Annotated in this window: 19 protein-coding genes; 16 read left to right on the forward strand and 3 right to left on the reverse strand. The window is 65.4% G+C overall.

The annotated features are described in order from the left end of the window. Window positions 1-2: 2 nt before the first annotated feature. Both QP996_RS06795 and QP996_RS06800 read right to left on the reverse strand, forming a co-directional pair. A complete protein-coding gene (locus tag QP996_RS06795) occupies window positions 3-167 on the reverse strand; it encodes a hypothetical protein (protein ID WP_284871867.1) in 165 nt (54 codons plus the stop codon). 134 nt (window positions 168-301) lie between these two features. Continuing rightward, window positions 302-1,447 (reverse strand): histidine kinase, encoded by a 1,146-nt coding sequence (locus QP996_RS06800; protein ID WP_284871868.1) that lies wholly within the window; start codon window positions 1,445-1,447, stop codon window positions 302-304. 37 nt (window positions 1,448-1,484) lie between these two features. Here QP996_RS06800 and QP996_RS06805 point away from each other — a divergent pair, with 37 nt between their 5' ends. The 16 genes from QP996_RS06805 (at window position 1,485) to tyrS (ending at window position 19,545) form a co-directional block, all read left to right on the forward strand. After that, the gene (locus tag QP996_RS06805) at window positions 1,485-2,297 is read left to right on the forward strand and encodes a TrmH family RNA methyltransferase (RefSeq protein ID WP_284871869.1); all 813 of its coding nucleotides are present in this window, start codon (window positions 1,485-1,487) and stop codon (window positions 2,295-2,297) included. A gap of 134 nt (window positions 2,298-2,431) precedes the next feature. Next, a complete protein-coding gene (gene pheS, locus QP996_RS06810) occupies window positions 2,432-3,502 on the forward strand; it encodes a phenylalanine--tRNA ligase subunit alpha (protein ID WP_284871870.1) in 1,071 nt (356 codons plus the stop codon). A gap of 15 nt (window positions 3,503-3,517) precedes the next feature. Next, window positions 3,518-6,025: a phenylalanine--tRNA ligase subunit beta gene (pheT, locus tag QP996_RS06815; RefSeq protein ID WP_284871871.1), complete on the forward strand. Its 2,508-nt coding sequence runs from the start codon at window positions 3,518-3,520 to the stop codon at window positions 6,023-6,025. A 54-nt stretch (window positions 6,026-6,079) separates the two neighbouring features. Continuing rightward, window positions 6,080-7,135, forward strand: a complete 1,056-nt coding sequence (gene argC / locus QP996_RS06820; RefSeq protein ID WP_284871873.1) for an N-acetyl-gamma-glutamyl-phosphate reductase — start codon at window positions 6,080-6,082, stop codon at window positions 7,133-7,135. A 49-nt stretch (window positions 7,136-7,184) separates the two neighbouring features. Beyond that, window positions 7,185-8,345 (forward strand): bifunctional glutamate N-acetyltransferase/amino-acid acetyltransferase ArgJ, encoded by a 1,161-nt coding sequence (gene argJ, locus QP996_RS06825; RefSeq protein WP_284871874.1) that lies wholly within the window; start codon window positions 7,185-7,187, stop codon window positions 8,343-8,345. A 12-nt stretch (window positions 8,346-8,357) separates the two neighbouring features. Beyond that, window positions 8,358-9,293 (forward strand): acetylglutamate kinase, encoded by a 936-nt coding sequence (gene argB, locus QP996_RS06830; RefSeq protein ID WP_502870142.1) that lies wholly within the window; start codon window positions 8,358-8,360, stop codon window positions 9,291-9,293. Continuing rightward, entirely contained in the window at window positions 9,290-10,468 is a 1,179-nt protein-coding gene (locus QP996_RS06835; protein WP_284871876.1) for an acetylornithine transaminase, read from the forward strand. The genes argB and QP996_RS06835 overlap by 4 nt, the downstream gene beginning before the upstream one ends. A gap of 4 nt (window positions 10,469-10,472) precedes the next feature. Further along, complete coding sequence (gene argF / locus QP996_RS06840; protein ID WP_284871878.1) at window positions 10,473-11,414, forward strand: ornithine carbamoyltransferase; 942 nt, start codon at window positions 10,473-10,475, stop codon at window positions 11,412-11,414. Then, window positions 11,411-11,908, forward strand: a complete 498-nt coding sequence (locus tag QP996_RS06845; RefSeq protein WP_284871879.1) for an arginine repressor — start codon at window positions 11,411-11,413, stop codon at window positions 11,906-11,908. The genes argF and QP996_RS06845 overlap by 4 nt, the downstream gene beginning before the upstream one ends. An 80-nt stretch (window positions 11,909-11,988) precedes the next feature. Next, window positions 11,989-13,203, forward strand: a complete 1,215-nt coding sequence (locus QP996_RS06850) for an argininosuccinate synthase (RefSeq protein WP_284871881.1) — start codon at window positions 11,989-11,991, stop codon at window positions 13,201-13,203. 3 nt (window positions 13,204-13,206) lie between these two features. Next, entirely contained in the window at window positions 13,207-14,643 is a 1,437-nt protein-coding gene (gene argH / locus QP996_RS06855; protein WP_284871882.1) for an argininosuccinate lyase, read from the forward strand. A 49-nt stretch (window positions 14,644-14,692) separates the two neighbouring features. After that, window positions 14,693-15,868, forward strand: coding sequence for a hypothetical protein (locus QP996_RS06860; RefSeq protein WP_284871883.1), 1,176 nt, complete (start codon window positions 14,693-14,695; stop codon window positions 15,866-15,868). Next, entirely contained in the window at window positions 15,865-17,457 is a 1,593-nt protein-coding gene (locus tag QP996_RS06865) for a vWA domain-containing protein (RefSeq protein ID WP_284871885.1), read from the forward strand. Before QP996_RS06860 ends, QP996_RS06865 begins: the two co-directional genes overlap by 4 nt. Further along, window positions 17,444-18,094 (forward strand): hypothetical protein, encoded by a 651-nt coding sequence (locus QP996_RS06870; RefSeq protein WP_284871887.1) that lies wholly within the window; start codon window positions 17,444-17,446, stop codon window positions 18,092-18,094. Before QP996_RS06865 ends, QP996_RS06870 begins: the two co-directional genes overlap by 14 nt. Continuing rightward, complete coding sequence (locus tag QP996_RS06875; RefSeq protein ID WP_063937290.1) at window positions 18,091-18,270, forward strand: Trm112 family protein; 180 nt, start codon at window positions 18,091-18,093, stop codon at window positions 18,268-18,270. Before QP996_RS06870 ends, QP996_RS06875 begins: the two co-directional genes overlap by 4 nt. 12 nt (window positions 18,271-18,282) lie before the next feature. Beyond that, window positions 18,283-19,545: a tyrosine--tRNA ligase gene (tyrS, locus tag QP996_RS06880; protein WP_284871888.1), complete on the forward strand. Its 1,263-nt coding sequence runs from the start codon at window positions 18,283-18,285 to the stop codon at window positions 19,543-19,545. A 421-nt stretch (window positions 19,546-19,966) separates the two neighbouring features. On the opposite strand, the gene QP996_RS06885 is transcribed toward tyrS, so the two are convergent. After that, a partial coding sequence (locus QP996_RS06885) for a hypothetical protein (RefSeq protein WP_284871890.1) occupies window positions 19,967-20,186 on the reverse strand: 220 nt, incomplete at its 5' end.

Raw genomic sequence — 20,186 nt, forward strand, 5'->3', positions numbered from 1 at the left:
GATTAGCACCACAGACGGCCGAGCATGCCGCCGCACTCAAAGGTGTCGCCAATGGCGCCAGCTGCGTAGGGGGTCGCCACTGTCTGTGCATCCGCAGACGCAGGTGCAACGGTGAGAAGGCCGGTTGCAACGAAGGCGGAGGCGGCGAGGCGAGCAAACTTGCGCATTTGCTTATCCTTTCGTCAACGAAAGATGGAGATCGATACACAGAATTATGGGTGCAGACGGTAACAATGCGCAATTAGTTTGCCCGCATAGGGGAGAAGTCGGTACGAAAGTATCCTTCGGGCGCTCGGCAGATCTACTTTCGTTCCTTCGGCACAGTGAGGTGATAGCGAAATGCCTCGCCGTGGTACCCGGCGTCGAGCGTGGCGCCGTCCTCATTGAGCAGCGAAGCAACCTCGCCCAGGCCAACGCCGGTACTCATTTCAACCGCCTGCGCTTCTAAAGCCCCGAAATTCTGCACCAGGATTTGCACGTCGTTGTCGTCCTCGACCGCGGCGACGATGACTGGCCGGTGCTTGTCTGCGTACTTAATCACGTTGGTCTGAATCTCTCGGAACGCGCTCGGAGCGTGACGCAGCGAAATTGAATTCAGGCCCTCTCCCTGCAGACCACTTTCCGCGACCGTATAGCCGTGACTGCGCAAGATATCCGAAAAGGACCTTAAGGCTTCACTCAATGCGGGAGTTCGAGTTGCTGTGTCCTCATTCAATGCCGCGGGATCGTCAGAACGCATGAAGCGGATGAGTTGGCGGACTTCCTGCATCGACCGCCTCGCGTCCTCTGCGATGAGCTTTGCCGCCTTAGCAGTCTGCTCATCACCAGACATTGCCAAGGCCTCGCTTCGGAGCACAACCGAGGTCAGGGAGGACGCCACGGATCCGTGCAAGGCCTTTACGGTTCGATCTCTTTCGCGTTCCAGCTCCGCCTTTAGCCGTTCTGCTTGGCGTTCTCGAGTGATGAGGAACGCGCGCAGAATCCAGCCAACTGCCCACGCGACAAGGAGCAGCACGAACAAAAAGATTGCCGTTTCAAAGGAAATGGGGAAATAGACCCCGGAGGGTAAGTCTGTCTGTGCGAGATACCAAAGATAGGCCAGTAACGGCAGGCTAAAGCGCGCAGGAATACGCAGCCCCACAACAGTGGCGATCGCGAACATGCCGATGATGATGATCGCGCTGCGGTGCTCCGGAGCAACGTTGGAAAATTGCAGCAGAAAGCCGTATCCCAACCCGGCGGTGACCGGGGCGAAAAACGCGGCGACGATGAGAAATGCCGCATAGAGCGCCACCGCAAATCGGGACCACTCAACGGCAATTGGAGCCCCGGGCAGTGCCAGCAGCCCAAGAGCGAAAAGAAGAGCTGCAAGCGCAAAGCCAATGCGCCAAGGGCGCGCCGCCGGTGAGAGAAGGCGGGCGCGCACGAGCTCCGGAAACGTAGGCACGGCAAACAGCGTAGCGCCCGCAACGTAGTCTGTAGCCATGCCATTGGATTTCCAACAGCCGTTTACAGAGCGCACTCCGCGTGTGGTTAATGCGGGAAAGTTGAAGAGGGCGCAAGCTCGTCGTAAAGCAAAGGCTTTCTTGGCGGAGGGCGAGAACGCTGTGGAGGCCGCCGTGGCAACGGGTGCGGCGACCGACCTCTTTGTCACCGAAGCTGCCGCCGAGCGCTTCGAGGAAATCGTGCGGGCGGCGGGCTACATGGATGTGTACACGCACGCGATCACGGACAAGGCGGCGGATTCGCTCGCGGACGCGGTGACATCCACAGGCATTTTCGCGGTGTGCCGCCCTGTGCTGTGGACCGTGCCGAAGATTCTCAAGGGCCGCCCGAAGCTGGTGGCGGTGTGCGTGGAGACCAACGACCCCGGCAACGCCGGCACGATCATCCGCATTGCAGACGCGGTGGGTGCGGACGCGGTGATTTTCGCGGGCGACACCGTGGACCCGGAGGCGCCGAAGGTGGTGCGCTCGACCGCGGGGTCGCTGTTCCATATCCCCGTGGCGCGCGACCGCGACGTGCGTCGCGTTATCGGGCAGCTCGAGGACGCCGGGCTATCCACCTTCGCCACCACCATGGACGGCGAGGTGAACCTTGCGCAGCCGGGGGAGACGCTCGCGCAGCCGACCGCTTGGCTGTTCGGTAATGAGGCGCATGGGCTTAGCGACGACATCCTGTCTGCCGCCGACTACCGCGCTTCCATCCCGATTCAGGGCGGTGCGGAGTCGCTGAACCTGGCCACCGCGGCGAGTATCTGCCTGTGGGAGTCGTCGAAGGCGCTCGCAGAGGTGTAGTTGCGCCAGCCTGTCCATCTGCGCCCGCCCTCGCGCAGTCGGCGTGTCGAGCGATAGGTAAAGTGGTGGACGCTTTTGAACCGACACCGCTGCGGACTGTATAAACAGCGCAGCGCACTTGTGGAAAGGTGCGGGTGAACGCAAGCGTGGCCGACAACGCAAACCCAACTCCCGAAATTGAACTGACCGAGGACGCCCTGAACAGGGCGGCGGACGAGGCGATCGCTGCCTTTGAGGCGGCCGAGGACCTCGCTGCGCTGGAGGAGGCGCACCGCGCGCACCTGGGGGAGAAGGCCCCGATTCTGCAGGCCCGCCGTGCACTCGGGACGCTGCCGAAGGATCAGCGCAAGGATGCCGGTCGGTTCGTGAACATGGCCCGCGGCCGCGCAGAAAAGGCGTACGCCCAACTGCGCGTGCAGCGCGAGGCGGAGCACCGCGAGCGTCAGCTGCGCGAGGAGAAGGTGGACGTCACCCTGCCCACCTCCCGCACCCAGGCTGGTGCGATGCACCCGATTACCACGCTGTCCGAACACATCGCGGACATCTTTATCGGCATGGGTTGGGAAGTCGCGGAAGGCCCAGAGGTTGAAGCGGAGTACTTCAACTTCGACGCGCTGAACTTCATCCCGGACCACCCGGCCCGCACGCTGCAGGACACCTTCTACATCGGCGAGGAGGGCTCCAAGCAGGTCATGCGCACCCACACTTCGCCGGTGCAGGTGCGCACGATGCTCGAGCGTGACGTGCCCATCTACATCGCGTGTCCGGGCCGCGTGTTCCGCACCGACGAGCTGGACGCCACCCACACCCCGGTGTTCCACCAGGTGGAGGGGCTGGCCGTGGACAAGGGCCTGACCATGGCGCACCTGCGCGGCACCCTCGACCACCTGGCCAAAGTGCTGTTCGGCCCAGAGACGAAGACCCGCATGCGCACCAACTACTTCCCGTTCACCGAGCCGTCCGCGGAGGTGGACGTGTGGTTCCCCAACAAGAAGGGCGGCGCAGGCTGGATCGAGTGGGGCGGCTGCGGCATGGTCAACCCGAACGTGCTGCGTGCCGTCGGGATCGACCCGGAGGTCTACTCCGGCTTTGCATTCGGCATGGGCTTGGAGCGCACCCTGCAGTTCCGCAATGGTCTGTCGGACATGCGCGACATGGTCGAAGGCGACGTCCGTTTCACCATCCCGTTCGGCGTGCAGGCGTAAAGGAGACACTGAAAAATGCTCATTTCCAAAAATTGGCTCGTCCGCCTGCTGCAGAACGCAGGTAACAAGGACTTCAACCCCACCGACGAGGAGCTCGACGCGGGCTTCGTGCGCGTCGGCTTCGAAACAGAAGGCTACGAGCCGCTTCCAGAGGTCACCGGCCCGCTGGTCATCGGGCGCGTCGCCGAGATCGAGGAGCTCACCGGCTTTAAGAAGCCGATCCGCTACTGCCAGGTGGACGTGGGACAGGCCAACGGCACCGGCGAGCCGCAGGGCATCATCTGCGGCGCCCGAAACTTCAAGCAGGGCGACCTGGTCGTTGTCTCGCTTCCAGGCGCGGTGCTGCCGGGCGGGTTCGAGATCTCGGCGCGAAAGACCTACGACCACATCTCCGCCGGCATGATGGCCTCCGCGGCCGAGCTCGGGCTCACCGCGAAAAGCGAGGGCATCATCACGCTTCACGACGGCTCCGCCACCCCCGGCCAGGACGCCCGCGAGATTCTGGGCTCGGACGACACCGTCTTCGAGGTCAACGTCACCCCGGACCGCGGCTACGCCCTGTCCGCCCGCGGCCTGACCCGCGAGGTCGCCTCCGCCTTCGGCCTTGAGTTCACCGACGTGGCGCAGGATCCCGCGATTGCCGGCATCGACATTTCCGGCGTGCCGGCACCGTCTGGCGAGACCATCCCGGTATCCGTGGAGGAGTCCACCAAGGCGAAACGTTTCGGCGTGCGCACTGTTGAAGGCATCGATGCGAACGCGGTTGCACCGTTCTGGATGCAGCGCGAACTCATGCTCGCCGGCGTGCGCTCGGTCAACGCCGCGACGGACGTGACCAACTACGTCATGCTGTTGACCGGCCAGCCGATGCACGCTTTCGACGCCGACAAGATCGCCGGTGGACTGCGCGTGCACAACGCCGCCGATGGCGAGAAGTTTGAAACGCTCGACCACGTCGAACGCACGCTGACCTCGCAGGACGTGGTGATCAGCGACGACAACGGAATTCAGTCGCTGGCCGGTGTCATGGGTGGCACCACTTCCGAGATTTCGGACGAGACGGTCAACGTTCACTTCGAGGCCGCGACCTGGGACCCGCTGACCGTGGCGCGTACCGCGCGCCGGTTGAAGCTGAGCTCAGAGGCATCGCGCCGGTTCGAGCGCGGCGTGGACCCGCAGCTCGTGGAAAACGCCCTCGACATCGCGTGCGCGTTGCTGGTGGACATCGCCGGTGGCACGATTCATGCGGGCAGGACGCTGGTCGGTGACGTGGAAAAGCGTGATGCGATCGCGATGCGCGCGACGCGGCCGGCCGAGCTGATCGGTGTGGATTACGCACGCGAGACCGTGGTGCGCCGTCTGCAGGAGGTCGGCTGCGAGGTTGCTGGCGACGGCGAGGAGCTTGAGGTCACCCCGCCGACTTGGCGCACCGACATCACGGTGCCGGTGGAGCTGGTCGAAGAGGTCGTGCGACTGGAGGGTCTGGACGACATCCCGTCGATCCTGCCCACGCCCCGCGGCGGCCGCGGTTTGAGCCCGCTGCAGCGCCGCCGCCGTGCGGTGACCCACGCGTTGGCGTACTCCGGCTACGCGGAGATCATCCCCACGCCGTTTATCGCCAATGACACCTTCGACACCTGGGGCCTGGACGCGGAAGATCCGCGCCGCAACACCGTCAAGGTGCAGAACCCGCTGGATGCGGACTACGGGATCCTGGGCACCACACTGCTGCCGCCGATGCTGGAGGCCGCGGGCCGAAACGTCGCGCGCGGCCGCGGGGATGTGGCCATCTACTCGGTGGCGCAGACCTCGGAGAAGCGCGCTGACGTCTCGCCGCTGCCGGACGTGTCGGAGCGCCCTGCGGACGAGGTCGTTGCGGAGCTCGTCGAGTCGCTGCCGAAGCAGCACTTGCACGCCGCAACCGTGGCACTGGGCAACACGGAACTGGAAGGCCCGTGGGGCAAGGGTCGCGCCTACGAGTGGTCGGATGCTATCGAGGCCGCCCAGCTCGTCGCCCGCGTCTGCGGCGTCGACCTGGATGTTGAGGCTGCCGAGTACCTGCCGTGGCACCCGGGCCGTTGCGCGGCGCTCAAGGTTGACGGCGAGGTTGTCGGCCACGCCGGCGAGCTGCATCCGCAGATCCTGGAGAAGCTGAACCTGCCGGCGCGCACCTGCGCGATGGAGATCGATCTGACCGCCATCCCGCTGGCAGAGCGTCTGCCTGCGCCGCGTCTGTCCGCGTTCCCGCTGCTCAACCAGGATATCGCGCTGGTCGTCGACGAGGCCGTGGCCGCCGAGGACGTGCGCCGCGCAGTCGAAGAGGGTGCGGGCGAGCTCGTCGAAGCAGTCACGCTTTTCGACGTCTACCGTTCCGACAACCTCGGCGAAGGCAAGAAGTCGCTCGCGTTCGGTCTGGCGTTCCGTGCCCCGGACCGCACGCTGACCGAGGAAGAGGCATCCGAGGCACGCCTGAAGGCAGCCGAGTTGGCCAAGGAGCGCTTCGGCGCAGAAATGCGCGGCTAAATATATATCCGTGAATAACTTCCACGCGACTGCATAACTGATACACTTGCGGCCATGTCAGAAGGCAAGGTTGTCAAAGTAGCGGTCGCGGGGGCCACGGGCTATGCGGGCGGTGAGATTCTCCGCCTGCTGCTGGGCCACCCGGCGTATCTCGCGGGAGAGCTGGAGATCGGCGCGCTCACCGGTGCGTCCAACGCCGGCCAGAGTGTCGGCGAGCTCATGCCGCATCTGCCGGAGCTGGCCGACCGGGTCATCGTAGAGACCACCGTCGAGGTGCTCTCCGGCCATGACGTGGTCTTTTTGGGGCTTCCGCACGGCCACTCCGCGGCCATCGGCGCCGCACTCGGCGAGGACGTGACCGTGCTCGACTGCGCGGCCGACTTCCGCCTGCGCGACGCTGATGCCTGGCGCGCCTACTACGGCTCGGAGCACGCGGGAGCCTGGCCGTACGGTCTGCCGGAGTTACCGGGGCACCGGGAGGACGTCGCAAAGGCAACTCGCATCGCTGTTCCCGGGTGCTTTCCCACCGGGGCCACGCTGGCTGCATGGCCGGCGGTGCAGGCTGGATTGGTCGAGCCGGATCTGACGGTGGTGGCTATCACAGGCGTGTCCGGGGCCGGCAAGAAGGCCAAGGTGGACATGCTCGGCGCGGAGACGATGGGCTCGCTGAAGGCTTACAGCGTCGCCGGCGCGCACAGGCACACACCGGAGATTGCGCAGAACCTCGAGGAGGTCGCGGACGGCCAGGTCACCGTGAGCTTCACGCCGGTGCTCGCGCCGCTGCCGCGCGGCATCCTCACCACCGTTACCGCGCCGCTGGCGCAGGGCGCGGACGCGGAGTCGGTGCGCGCGGCCTACGAAAACGCCTACGCCGAGGAACCGTTCGTGCGCCTGCGGCCTGTCGGCCAGCAGCCGCAGACGCAGCACGTGGTGGGCTCCAACATGTGCCACGTCCAGGTCGAGGTTGATGGGGCGGCTGGCAAGGTTGTGGCCACCAGCGCTATCGACAACCTGACCAAGGGCACCGGGGGAGCGGCGGTGCAGTGCATGAACCTTGCGCTCCGCTTCGAAGAGGGGGCGGGTCTGTCGCGAGCCGCGGTGGCTCCGTAACCGCCGACGAGACACCCCTTACCTCTTTTCCTGAAAGGACCCCTCCATCATGAGCACTCTTGGAGTCACCGCACCTCAAGGCTTTTCCGCCGCCGCCACAAGCGCGGGCCTGAAAGCATCCGGTAAACCGGATATGGCCGTCGTGGTCAACGACGGCCCCGAATACGCTGCGGCCGCTGTTTTCACCCGCAACAAGGTCTTCGCCGCGCCCGTGAAAGTCAGCCGCGCGGCCGTGTCCTCCGGCGAGCTGAAGGCGGTAGTGTTCAACTCCGGCAACGCCAACGCCTGCACTGGCGAGCAGGGGCTGCGTGACGCGCAAACTATGCAGCGGCTTACGGCCGAAGGCGTGGGCGCGGAGCCCGCGCAGGTGGCCGTTTGCTCCACCGGCATCATCGGCGATCTGCTGCCGATGGAAAAGGTTGAGAGCGGCATCGCAGCCGTGGTCAATCAGCTCGGCGACCACGGCGCGGACGCGGCCGAGGCCATCCGCACTACAGATACCGTCGCTAAGGAAGTGTTGGTCAAGGGCGACGGCTGGACTGTCGGCGGCATGGGCAAAGGCGCGGGCATGATGGCGCCGTCGCTGGCGACGATGCTGGTGTGCCTGACCACCGACGCGAAGGTGGAGGCCCAGGCGCTGCAGACCGCATTAGAGCGCGCGACGGCAACCACCTTCAACACCCTGGACATCGACGGATCCACATCCACCAACGACACCGTCATCGCGATGGCCAACGGCGCAAGCGGGGTGAGCCCGGACCAGGACGAGCTGGACGCCGCGGTGCACGAGGCTTGCGTGCAGCTGGCGGCGATGATGCAGTCCGACGCGGAGGGTGTGACCAAGCGCGTGAGCATCACCGTCGAAGGCGCCGCAGACGACGAACAGGCGCTTCACGCCGCGCGCACCATCGGCCGCGACAGCCTGGTCAAGACGGCGATGTTCGGCTCCGACCCGAACTGGGGCCGCGTGCTTGCCGCCGTGGGCATGGCGGACGCGGAGATGGATGCGGACAACATCTCGGTGACCTTCAACGGGCACACCGTCTGCGAGTACTCCGGTGCAGTGCCCGGCGCGCGGGACGTGGATCTGAGTGGGGCGGACATCGCGGTGGTGGTGGACCTGGGCACCGGCGGCGAGGGCCGCGCGACGGTGCGCACGACGGACCTGTCGCACGCCTACGTTGAGATCAACTCGGCCTACACCAGCTAGGAGGTGCGCGAGATGATGCCGAATTTGACCAACGAGCAGCGCGCCACCGTGCTGGCGGAGGCGCTGCCGTGGCTGCAGCACTACCGGGACAAGATCGTGGTGGTGAAGTACGGCGGCAACGCCATGATCGACGAGGACCTGAAAGCCGCTTTTGCAGCCGACATGGTCTTCCTGCGCACCGTGGGCGCGAAACCCGTGGTGGTGCACGGCGGCGGACCGCAGATCACTCAGATGCTCGCCCGCTTGGGGCTGGACGGCGGAGAGTTCATCGGCGGATTCCGCGTGACCACCCCGGAGATCCTGGACGTGGTGCGCATGGTGCTCTTCGGCCAGGTGGGCCGGGATCTGCTGGGCAAGATCAACTCGCACGGGCCTTACGCGGTGGGCACTTCGGGCGAGGACGCCGGGTTGTTTACCGCTAAGCAGCGCGAGGTGGTCGTCGACGGTAAGCCCCAGGACATCGGCCTGGTGGGCACGATCACGGACGTGAACCCGGAAGCGGTGATGGACATCATCGAGGCCGGCCGCATCCCGGTGGTCTCGGGCATCGCACCGGGGGAGCACGGCGAGGTGTACAACATCAATGCTGATGAGGCCGCGGGTGCGCTCGCCGCCGCGATCGGCGCCGAGCGCCTCGTGGTACTCACCAACGTCGAGGGTCTCTACACGGACTGGCCAAACAAGGACTCGCTGCTGTCCAAGATTGAGGCGGGCGAGCTGGCCAAGATGTTGCCCGGCTTGGACACCGGCATGATCCCCAAGATGGAGGCCTGCCTCACCGCGGTCCAGGGCGGGGTGAAGGCGGCGCACGTCATCGACGGCCGCGTGGCCCACTCCGTGCTGCTGGAGCTTTTGACCATGGGCGGCGTGGGCACCATGGTGCTGCCGGACGACTACGACCGCGCGCACTACCCGGACGGCACAATTTTCAGAAAGGACGACGCATGAGCGAGTTTTCTTCGCGCTGGTCTAACGCGCTGCTAGATACCTACCCTGCGCCGCCGGTGGAGCTTGTCTCCGGCGAAGGCTCCACGGTGACGGACGCGGATGGCAATACCTACATCGACATGCTCGCCGGCATCGCTGTCAACGCACTCGGCCACGCGCACCCGGCCGTCGTCGAGGCGGTGAGCGCCCAGGTGGCGACGCTTGGCCACGTGTCCAACCTCTTCGGCTCTAAGCCGGTGGTGGAGGTCGCGGAAGCCTTGCGAGCCCGGGTCGGCGACGACACCGCGCGGGTGTTTTTCTGCAACTCGGGCGCCGAGGCCAACGAGGCCGCCTTCAAGCTCGCGCGCCTGACCGGCCGCCGCCGGATCCTCGCCGCGGAGCGCGGCTTCCACGGCCGCACCATGGGCTCGCTCGCGCTGACCGGCCAGCCGGACAAGCGGGCACCGTTCGAACCCATGCCGGCAGGCGTCGAGTTCTTCCCGTACGGCGACATCGAGGCACTCGAGGCCCTGGTGCAGCAGGACCCGGGCAACACCGCCGCGATCATCTTGGAGCCCATCCAGGGGGAAACGGGCGTCATCCCCGCGCCGGAAGGCTTTCTCAAAGCGGTGCGGGAACTTTGCGACGCCCACGGGATCCTCTTCATCACCGACGAGGTCCAAACCGGCGTCGGACGAACCGGCGACTTCTTCGCTTTCCAGCACGAAGGCATCCTGCCGGACGTGATCACCATGGCCAAAGGATTGGGCGGGGGACTGCCCATCGGCGCGACCATCGCCCGTGGCAAGGCGGCGGAGCTGTTCACCCCGGGCTCGCACGGCACCACCTTCGGCGGCAACCCCGTCGCCTGCGCCGCAGCTAAAGCCGTACTCGGGGTGATCGACGAAGACTTCCTCGCCGAGGTGCGCCGCAAGGGGCGATTGCTTAGCGACGCCGCTTCGCAGATCCCCGGTGTCGCGCAGGTCCGCGGGCGCGGACTGATGCTCGGGGTGGTGCTGGATGAGGCGGTGGCGAAGCGCGTCGTCAAGCATGGGCTTGAAAACGGCCTGATTGTGAACGCACCGGGAGACGACGTCATCCGCCTGACACCGCCCCTGGTAATCACCGACGATGAGATTGAAGAAGCGATGAAGCGCCTCGCCGGCGCGATTGCAACAGCGAAAGAACGGAGCTAAACCGATGGTCAGACACTTCCTGGCAGACGACGATCTGACGCCCAGCGAGCAAGCCGAGGTGCTCACGCTCGCCGCGGAGCTGAAGCGCGACCCATTCTCGCGTCGGCCGCTGGAAGGGCCGAGGTCCGTCGCGGTGCTGTTCGACAAAACATCGACCCGCACCCGCTACTCCTTCGACGCTGGTATCGCACAGCTCGGTGGGCACGCGATTGTGACCGAAAGCGGCAACTCGCAGATGGGCACGAAGGAGAACTACCAGGACACCGGCGCGGTGCTGTCGCGGTTTGTCGAGGCGATTGTGTGGCGCACCTATGCCCACGACAACCTGCTGGAGATGGCGGAAACCGCCACCGTGCCGATCATCAACGCGCTATCAGACGACCTGCACCCGTGCCAGATTCTCGCCGACCTGCAAACGGTGGTGGAGAACTTCTGCCCAGGCGAGGGCCCGGCGGGGCTGAAGGGACTCAAAGCTGTCTACCTGGGCGACGGCGACAACAACATGGCCAACTCCTACCTCATCGGGTTTGCCACCGCCGGCGTGGACATCACCGTCATCGCCCCGGATGGCTTCCAGCCACGCGAGGAGTTCGTCGAACGCGCACGGCGCCGCAGCGAGGAAACTGGGGCGAAAGTCGCCGTGACCTCGGATATCGCGGCCGCGGAGGGCGCGAACGTGGTCATCACGGACACGTGGGTGTCCATGGGTATGGAGGCCGACGGCAAGGACCGCCGCACGCCGTTTTTGCCGTACCAGGTGGATGCTGCCCTGATGTCGCGTGCGGCGGAGGATGCAATATTCTTGCATTGCCTTCCCGCGTACCGCGGGAGCGAAGTCGCCGCGGAGGTCATCGACGGGCCGCAATCGCGCGTCTTCGATGAAGCGGAAAACCGCCTGCACGCGCAAAAGGCGCTGCTGGCCTGGCTTTTGGAGCACCAAGTATGACCCAACCTGTATCCCGCACCGCGCGGCAGGCGAGAATCCTCGAGCTGCTCGAATCAACCCGCGTGTCCTCCCAGGTGCAGCTGTCTGAGCTGCTGCTGGACGAAGGCATCGACATCACCCAAGCCACGCTCTCGCGAGACCTGGATGAGCTCGGCGCGAAGAAGGTGCGCCCCCGTGCGGGCGGGCGCGCCTACTACACAGTCGGCTCGGAGGCGGACTCGCTGGAAACGGCGCACTCCGGCCCGCGCGAGAAGCTGCGCCGCATGATCGAGGAGCTGGTGGTCTCCGTGGACTACTCCGGGCAGCTTGCCGTGGTGCGCACGCCGCCCGGGGCGGCCCAGTATCTGGCCAGCTACATCGACCGCGTGGGGCTGGACCAGGTGGTCGGCTCGATCGCCGGCGACGACACGGTGTTCGTGCTCGCCCGCGAGCCGCTCACCGGCAAAGAGCTGGCGCAGCAGCTGTTCGGGCTGAAGGAAAACGTCGGCGAATAGACATCGCTGCACCAATCGCATAATTTTACATACACTGAATAATTCTGAATCGTCCTGGAAATCGAAGGAGAGCTTTCACCATGACTAACCGCGTTGTGCTCGCGTACTCGGGCGGACTGGACACCTCTGTGGCCATCCCCTACCTCGCCGAAATGACCGGCGGCGAGGTCATCGCCGTCTCGCTGGACCTGGGCCAGGGAGGCGAGGACATGGAGTCTGTGCGCCAGCGTGCGCTGGACTGCGGCGCTGTGGAGTCCATCGTCGTGGACGCCAAGGATGAGTTCGCCGAGGAGTACTGCCTGCCCACCATCAAGGCCAACGGCATGTACCAGGGCGAATACCCGCTGGTCTCCGCAATTTCTCGCCCGCTGATTGTTAAGCACTTGGTAGAGGCCGGCCACAAGTTCGGCGGCACCCACGTCGCTCACGGCTGCACCGGCAAGGGCAACGACCAGGTCCGCTTCGAGGTCGGCTTCCTCAACCAGGACCCGGACCTGGAGATCATCGCCCCGGCCCGCGACTACGCCTGGACCCGCGACAAGGCCATCGAGTACGCCGAGGGCAAGGACCTGCCCATCGAGCAGTCCGCGGCGTCCCCGTTCTCCATTGACCAAAACGTCTGGGGCCGCGCGGTTGAGACCGGCTTTTTGGAGGACCTGTGGAACCCGCCGACAAAGGACCTCTACGCCTACACCGAGGACCCGGCGCTGGGCAACGCCCCGGACGAGGTGATCATCTCCTTCGAGGCAGGTAAGCCGGTGGCCATCGACGGCCGCAAGGTCACCGTTCTCGAGGCGATCGAGGAGCTGAACCGCCGCGCCGGCGCCCAGGGCATCGGCCGCTTGGACATGGTGGAGGACCGCCTGGTGGGCATCAAGTCCCGCGAGGTCTACGAGGCACCGGGCGCGGTTGCACTGATCACCGCGCACAAGGCGCTTGAGGACGTCACCGTCGAGCGCGAGCTGGCCCGCTACAAGCGCCTCATCGACGCCCGCTGGTCCGAGGAGGTCTACGACGGTCTCTGGTTCGGCCCTTTGAAGCGTTCCCTGGACGCGTTCATCGAGTCCACTCAGGAGCACGTCACCGGCGACATCCGCATGGTGCTGCACGCCGGCACCGCCACTGTTAACGGCCGCCGCTCCAACCACTCCCTGTACGACTTCAACCTGGCCACCTACGACACCGGCGATTCCTTCGACCAGACCCTGGCCAAGGGCTTTGTGCGCCTGCACGGTCTGTCCTCCCAGATCGCCAACAAGCGCGATCGTGCCGCTGGCGCCGACCAGGAGAAGTAATAGATGCAGCAGCACAAGACTAATGAGGGCGCGCTGTGGGGCGGCCGTTTCTCCGGTGGCCCGTCGGAGGCGATGTTCGCCCTGTCTGTGTCCACGCATTTCGATTGGGTGCTCGCGCCGTACGACGTGCTGGCGTCAAAGGCGCACGCGAAGGTGCTCAACAGGGCAGGTTTGCTTAGCGACGAAGACCTGACGGTGATGCTCGACGGCCTCGACCAGCTCGGCCGCGATGTCGCTGACGGCTCGTTCGGCCCGCTGCCCACGGACGAAGATGTGCACGGCGCGATGGAGCGCGGCCTGATCGACCGGGTCGGCCCCGAGGTCGGCGGCCGCCTGCGCGCGGGCCGGTCCCGCAACGACCAAGTCGCGGCGATGTTCCGCATGTGGCTGCGCGATGCACTCCGCGGCGTGGCGCAGGACGTCTCTGACCTGATCGACGCGATTGTCCAGCAGGCGGAGGCCCACCCGGACGCGATCATGCCGGGAAAGACCCACTTTCAGGCCGCGCAGCCGATCCTGCTCTCGCACTCGCTTCTGGCGCACGCCCAGCCGCTGCTGCGCGACCTGGAGCGCATCCAGGACGCGGACAAGCGCCTGGCGGTCTCGCCTTACGGTTCGGGTGCGCTGGCAGGGTCCTCGCTGCACCTGGACCCAGAGGCGATCGCAGAGGAGCTCGGCTTCGAGTCCGCCACAGATAACTCGCTCGACGGCACCGCCTCGCGCGATTTCGCCACCGAATCGGCGTACGTGCTCGCGCAGATCGCCATTGACGTCTCCCGCTTCGCCGAGGAGATCATCGCCTGGTCCACGCCGGAGTTCGGCTACGTCACCCTGCACGACGCGTGGTCCACGGGCTCGTCGATCATGCCGCAGAAGAAGAACCCGGATGTCCCGGAGCTCGCCCGAGGCAAGGCTGGACGCTTGATTGGCAACCTCACCGGGCTTTTGGCCACGCTCAAGGCAATGCCGCTGGCGTATAACCGCGACCTGCAGGAGGACAAGGAGCCGCTGGTTGATTCCGTGACTCAGCTGTCCATCCTCCTGCCGGCGTTCACCGGCCTGGTGTCCACGCTGACCTTCCACGAAGACCGCATGCGCGAGCTCGCCCCGGCAGGCTTCACGCTGGCGACGGATCTGGCCGAGTGGATGGTGCGCCAGGGCGTGCCGTTCCGCGAGGCCCACGAGGCGTCCGGTGCCTGCGTTCGCATCGCGGAGTCCCGCGGCGTGGATCTGGTCGATTTGACGGACGAGGAACTGCAAAGCGTCGATAAGCGACTGCTTCCGGAGGTCCGCGAGGTGCTCACCGTTGACGGTGCTGTGGCGTCCCGCGACACCCGCGGCGGCACCGCGCGCCCGCGAGTGGAGGAGCAGCGCGAGCGTGTGCGCGAGGCGAACAAGGCCGCCCGCGAGTGGGCGAAGGCGCCGGTGCGCCCGCAGTAGTTCGTCGATTGCGGCGCGCATCTCGGCCTGGCCATTTAGCATGTGAGATATGAATGTGCCGAGCAGCCATGACGCCAAGCCCCGGGGACGGAAAGTCTCCGTGGTGCTTGGCGTCATTTTAGTTGGGGTGGTCATCGCCGCCGTCGCGCTGGGACGGGGACTGCTGCCCTTCGGCGGAGGGGACAGCGGGGGACCGGTCGGCGGGCCCGGCGGCAAGCTGACGCAGCTGCACGGCGTGATCGGCTCGGAAAAGCGGGCCTACTTCGAAGACCCCGACGTGGTGGCACGGCTGGAGGAGCTGGGATACAGCGTCAGCGTCACCACTGCCGGCTCGCGCCAGATCGCCACCACCACAGATATTGCGGAGCAGGACTTCGTGTTCCCCTCCTCGGCGCCAGCGACGCAGAAGGTGCGCGAGCAGGGCGGCGGCTACTCCGTGGACTTCCCGTTCTTTACTCCGATGGCGGTGGCGAGCTGGAAGACGATCGCCGATCTGCTTGTCGCGGAAGGCGTGGTAAGCGAGCAAAACGGTGCGTACACCCTGGACTTGAACACATACATGGACCTGGCCCGCTCCGGAAAGCGTTGGCGGGACCTGGGCGAGTCGTACCCGTCGCCACGCAATGTGCAGATCCGCTCCACCGACATACGCACCTCCAACTCCGCGGCGATGTACCTGTCGCTTCTGGCGTGGGAGGTGGCCGAGCGCGACCCGGAGCGCCGGGACGACGTCGGGTACCTCATCGACGAGATCGCTCCGTTTTTCACCGCGCAAGGCTATAGCGAGGCGTCTTCCTCGGGACCGTTCACCGATTACCTGAGCCAGGGCATGGGGGCAGCGCCCATGGTGATGGTCTACGAGGCGCAGTTCTTGGGGGAGCAGATGCGGCCGAACTCGCGCATCCGCGACGACATGGTGCTGCTGCACTTGAGCCCCACCGTGCTTGCGAACCACGGCATCGTCGGTGTCTCGGAAGATGGCAAGGAGCTGGGGCGTTTGCTGTCGAACGACCCGCAGCTGCAGCAGCTCGCAGCCCGCCACGGGTTCCGCCCCGCAAACTCCGGCAGCTTGGCGCAAGAACTCGAGGACCGCGGCCTCGACGCGCCTTCCGACTACGTCAATTCCATCGACCCGCCCTCCTACGACAGGCTCGAGCAGCTCATCGACGGAGTGGGACAACGCTACGCCGGAGCTCCCGCACCGGTGAAGGAGGACGACCAGTGAAACGCCTTTTCGTAGCTCTTGCCGCCTTGATGTCGCTCATGCTCGCCTCGTGCGTCTCGCTCGAGGGCGGCACCTCTGGCTCCTCCGGTTCCGGGTCGGGCTCCGGCTCCGGTACCCCGGCCGACCTGACCATCGTCGCCGCCACAGAGCTGAAGGACCTCGAGGGACTGGTCGACCAAGCGGCCAAGGACCTCGGCTTCTCCATCGACATGCAGTTCCCCGGCGGCACCCTGGACAACTCGCAGACGCTCAAGCGCGGTGACTTCGACGGGGAGGTGGACGCCACCTGGTTCGCCACCAACCGCTACGTAAACCTCATCGGCGCCACCGACAAGCTGGACGGCGAGACGAAGATCGCCACCAGCCCCGTCGCCTTCGGCGTGTGGGAGGACAGCGCCAAGCGCCTCGGCTGGGATACGAAGCAGCCCACGTGGACGGAGTTCGCCGAGGCCGCGGAGGCCGGCGAGTTCAGCTTCGGCATGACCAACCCACAGGCGTCCAACTCCGGCTTCTCGGCGCTGGTCGCCGTGGCCACCGCGCTGGCGGACACCGGCGACGCCATCGCGCCGGCGGATCTGGAGCGCGTCGGCCCGCGCCTTCAGCAGCTGTTCCAGGCCCAATCCATGGTCTCCGGGTCCTCCGGGTGGTTGGCGGAGGCGTTCGCCGACGACCCCGAGCGCGCGGACGCGATCGTCAACTACGAGTCCACCCTGCACCAAATGCGTCAGCAGGGCCAGCCCATCGAGGTCGTGGTTCCAGCGGACGGTGTGATCTCCGCGGATTACCCCCTCTCCGCGCTCGCGCAGCCGGCGAATGCGGACGCGCGGGATCGCGTCGACAAGCTTGCGAATTGGCTCCTCGAGCACCAGGCAGAGCTCGCGGACACCTTCCGCAGGCCGGTGACCCAGGTGGACAACCTGCCAGCGGAGATTGCAGGCCAGCAGGTCATCGAGCTGCCGTTCCCAGCGAACCAAGGCGTGGTGGATGAGCTGCTGTACGCCTACGACAACTCCTACCGCCAGCCCGGCACCACCACATTCGTGCTGGACACCTCGGGCTCGATGGAGGGCGAGCGCATCGCCTCGCTGAAGGACATCATGCATTCGCTTATCGACGGCTCCGCCTCCACCCTCACCGGCGACGTCTCCCTGCGCGACCGGGAGAACGTCACACTGCAGTCCTTTGACAGTAGGCCGAATGCTCCCGTGACGGCGCGGTTCTCCCACGAGGATCCGGCTGCGGCCGCGGAGCTGACGAAATACGTGGATGGGCTCAGCGCCAGCGGCTCCACGGCGATGTACCAGACGCTGCTGGAAGCGCTGCGCCAGACGGATCCGGCCGGCGGGATTCCGTCGATAGTCTTGCTCAGTGACGGTCAAGACACCGTCGGCCCCCGCTTCTCCGGGTTCAAGGAGGAGTACGAGCAGCTGCCGGCGGCGCAGCGCTCCGTGCCGGTGTTCGTGATCCTCTACGGCGACGCGAGCGAATCGGAGATGCGCGAACTAGCGGAGCTGACCGGCGGCGAAGTGTTTGACGCGCTCGGCGGCGACCTCGCGGCGGCGTTTAAGGAGATCCGTGGCTTCCAATAATCCTTCCGGCAACCCAGCCGCACGCTACTTCGCGTCGCGGAAGAACCAGGTCGGGCTGGTGCTCGCCATCCTAGTGGTCGTGCTGCACCTGGTGGTGGGCATCGGCGTCTACTGGCCGGTGGCGGCTCTGGCGGCCTACGGCGCAGGCGCAACGCTGACCCCGTCGCGCAAACCCAAGGAGTTGCCGCCCGCGCCGGCGGAGCCCACCCCGGTTGTGCTGGAGCGCTCGCTGCAGGAGACCTCCAGGCGTTTGGGCGGTGCCCGCCCGCCGCGCCAGGTGATGGCGCAGGCGCGTGCGCTCGAAGACACTGTCCGGTTTGTGCTCTCAGAGTGGGAGCACTTGGAACCTACCCCGGAGCACCGCCAGACGATATGGAATGTGGTGAAGGTGTACTACCCGGAGGTCGTCGATACGTACCTCGATGCCCCGCAGTACCGCGACGCCTCCGCGGTGCGGGTGGTTGTGGACTCTTTGACCACACTCACGCGCGCGGCAGGACGGGTGCGGCAAGGCATATTGGACGACAACCTGCGGGCGATGGACTCCCAGGCGCAGTTTTTAAGAGAGGAGTTCGGGGAGTTGCCCGGACTCGACGACAGCTACCGCGGCGGCGACGGGTACGATCCGAAACTATGAGTCTGGATCCGAAGCTTCTCAGCGTCCTCGCGTGCCCCAAGGACAAGGGCCCGCTGGAGTACAACCAAGAACAGCAGCTCTTGGTCAACGAACGCCTCGGAATTGCCTATCGCATTGACGACGGCATCCCGGTTCTGCTCATCGACGAAGCAGAGCCCTACACCCCAGCGAACTAGAAGAAAGCGACCATGACTTCCACCAACATCATTGATGAGCTGACCTGGCGCGGCCTGATCAACCAGTCCACCGACCTGGATAACTTGCGCGAGGCGACCGAATCACCGATCACGCTGTACTGCGGCTTCGACCCGACGGGTCCGTCGCTGCACGCCGGCCACCTCGTGCCGCTGTTGATGCTGCGGCGCTTCCAGGAGGCCGGCCACACCCCGATCGTGCTCGCCGGCGGCGCCACCGGCATGATCGGCGATCCGCGCGACGTGGGGGAGCGCTCCATGAACTCCGCGGACACCGTGCGCGACTGGGCAGATCGCATCTCCGGCCAGCTCAAGCGCTTCGTGCACTTCGACGGCGACAACGCCGCGAAGCTGGTCAACAACAACGACTGGACCAAGGACCTCGGCGTGATCGAGTTCCTCCGCGACATCGGCAAGCACTTCTCGCTGTCCACCATGTTGGGCCGCGAGACGGTCAAGCGCCGACTGGAGAACGACGGCATTTCCTACACCGAGTTCTCCTACATGCTGCTGCAGGCCAACGACTTCGTGCAGCTGCGCCGCGAACACGACTGCATCTTGCAGATCGGCGGCGGCGACCAGTGGGGCAACCTGGTTGCGGGCGTGGACCTGAACCGTCGCATCGACGGCGCGCAGACCCACGCGCTGACCGTTCCGCTGGTCACCGATTCCGAGGGCAAGAAGTTTGGCAAGTCCACCGGCGGCGGATCGCTGTGGCTCGACCCGGAGATGACCAGCCCGTACACCTGGTACCAGTACTTCGTCAACACCGCCGACGCCGACGTGATCCGTTACCTGCGCTGGTTCACCTTCCTGGACCAGGAGGAGCTCGCCCGCCTCGAGGTTGAGGTGGAGGAGCGTCCGTTCAAGCGCGAGGCGCAGCGCCGCCTTGCCCAGGAGATGACTGATCTGGTGCATGGCGTCGAGGCGCGCGAAGCCGTCGAGCTCGCCTCCCAGGCGTTGTTCGGCCGTGCTGAGCTTTCGGATCTGGATGAGGCAACCCTCGCCGCGGCTGTCTCCGAGACCGACGTCTTCGAGTTCTCCGGCGAGACCACCATCGTGGATCTGCTCGTCGGCGCCGGCCTTGCGGACTCCAAGGGTGCCGCCCGCCGCTCCATCAAGGAAGGTGGCGCGTACGTGAACAACGTCCGCATCGAGGATGAGGCGTGGGCGCCCACCGAGGACGACTTCCTCCACGGTTCCTGGTTGGTGCTGCGCCGCGGCAAGAAGAATTTCGCGGGAGCGAAGCGCGTGTAGCACCCAGCTTTACGACGAGCTATCGCCCAGGCCAGATTTGCGCTCTGGCCTGGGCGTTTTGTGTTGTTTCTAGGTTCGTGGTTATATTTCCATCCGTTGCTTCCGAGCGGTTCGGCCGCCTGGAGGGAACGGATAAAGTGAATAGGGGTTACGTTCTGGTTAACCGGGGTTTAACGTGAGTTTGACTTTGGTTGGTTGGTTGTGTAGCTTCTGACGAAGCCGCTTTTTCCGACTGGGATCGTGTTTGGTTCTGGTTGGTGGGTGTGCTGGTGTTGTTTGAGAACTCGATAGTGTGCCAATGTACTTTTGTTGCGTGGGTGTGTTTGCCTGCCTTTTTGTGCACTGTGTGGTGCGTGCCGTTGGGTGTGTGCCGGTGGTGGCGTGGTTGAATTCCAATGACTAATCGCGTCATCGTTTTGGTTCAGTGTGCGTGGGGTGTGGTTGAACATGTTTCACGTATGTTTTTTGGCCGACCCCCTTGTTTTGCCCCGTCGGGTTGGGGGTTGGTTGTTGAACCTTTGTAATTTTTGGATTTTGCCAGTCCGGCGCCTGTTTGGGTGTTGGTTGGTTTGTTTTTGGTTGGGTTTGGGCTTTTCACGGCCTGTTTCTTTCTGAAACGTTTTTGTGGAGAGTTTGATCCT

The organism is Corynebacterium sp. MSK008, from assembly GCF_030232585.1.
Classification (GTDB): Bacteria; Actinomycetota; Actinomycetes; order Mycobacteriales; family Mycobacteriaceae; genus Corynebacterium.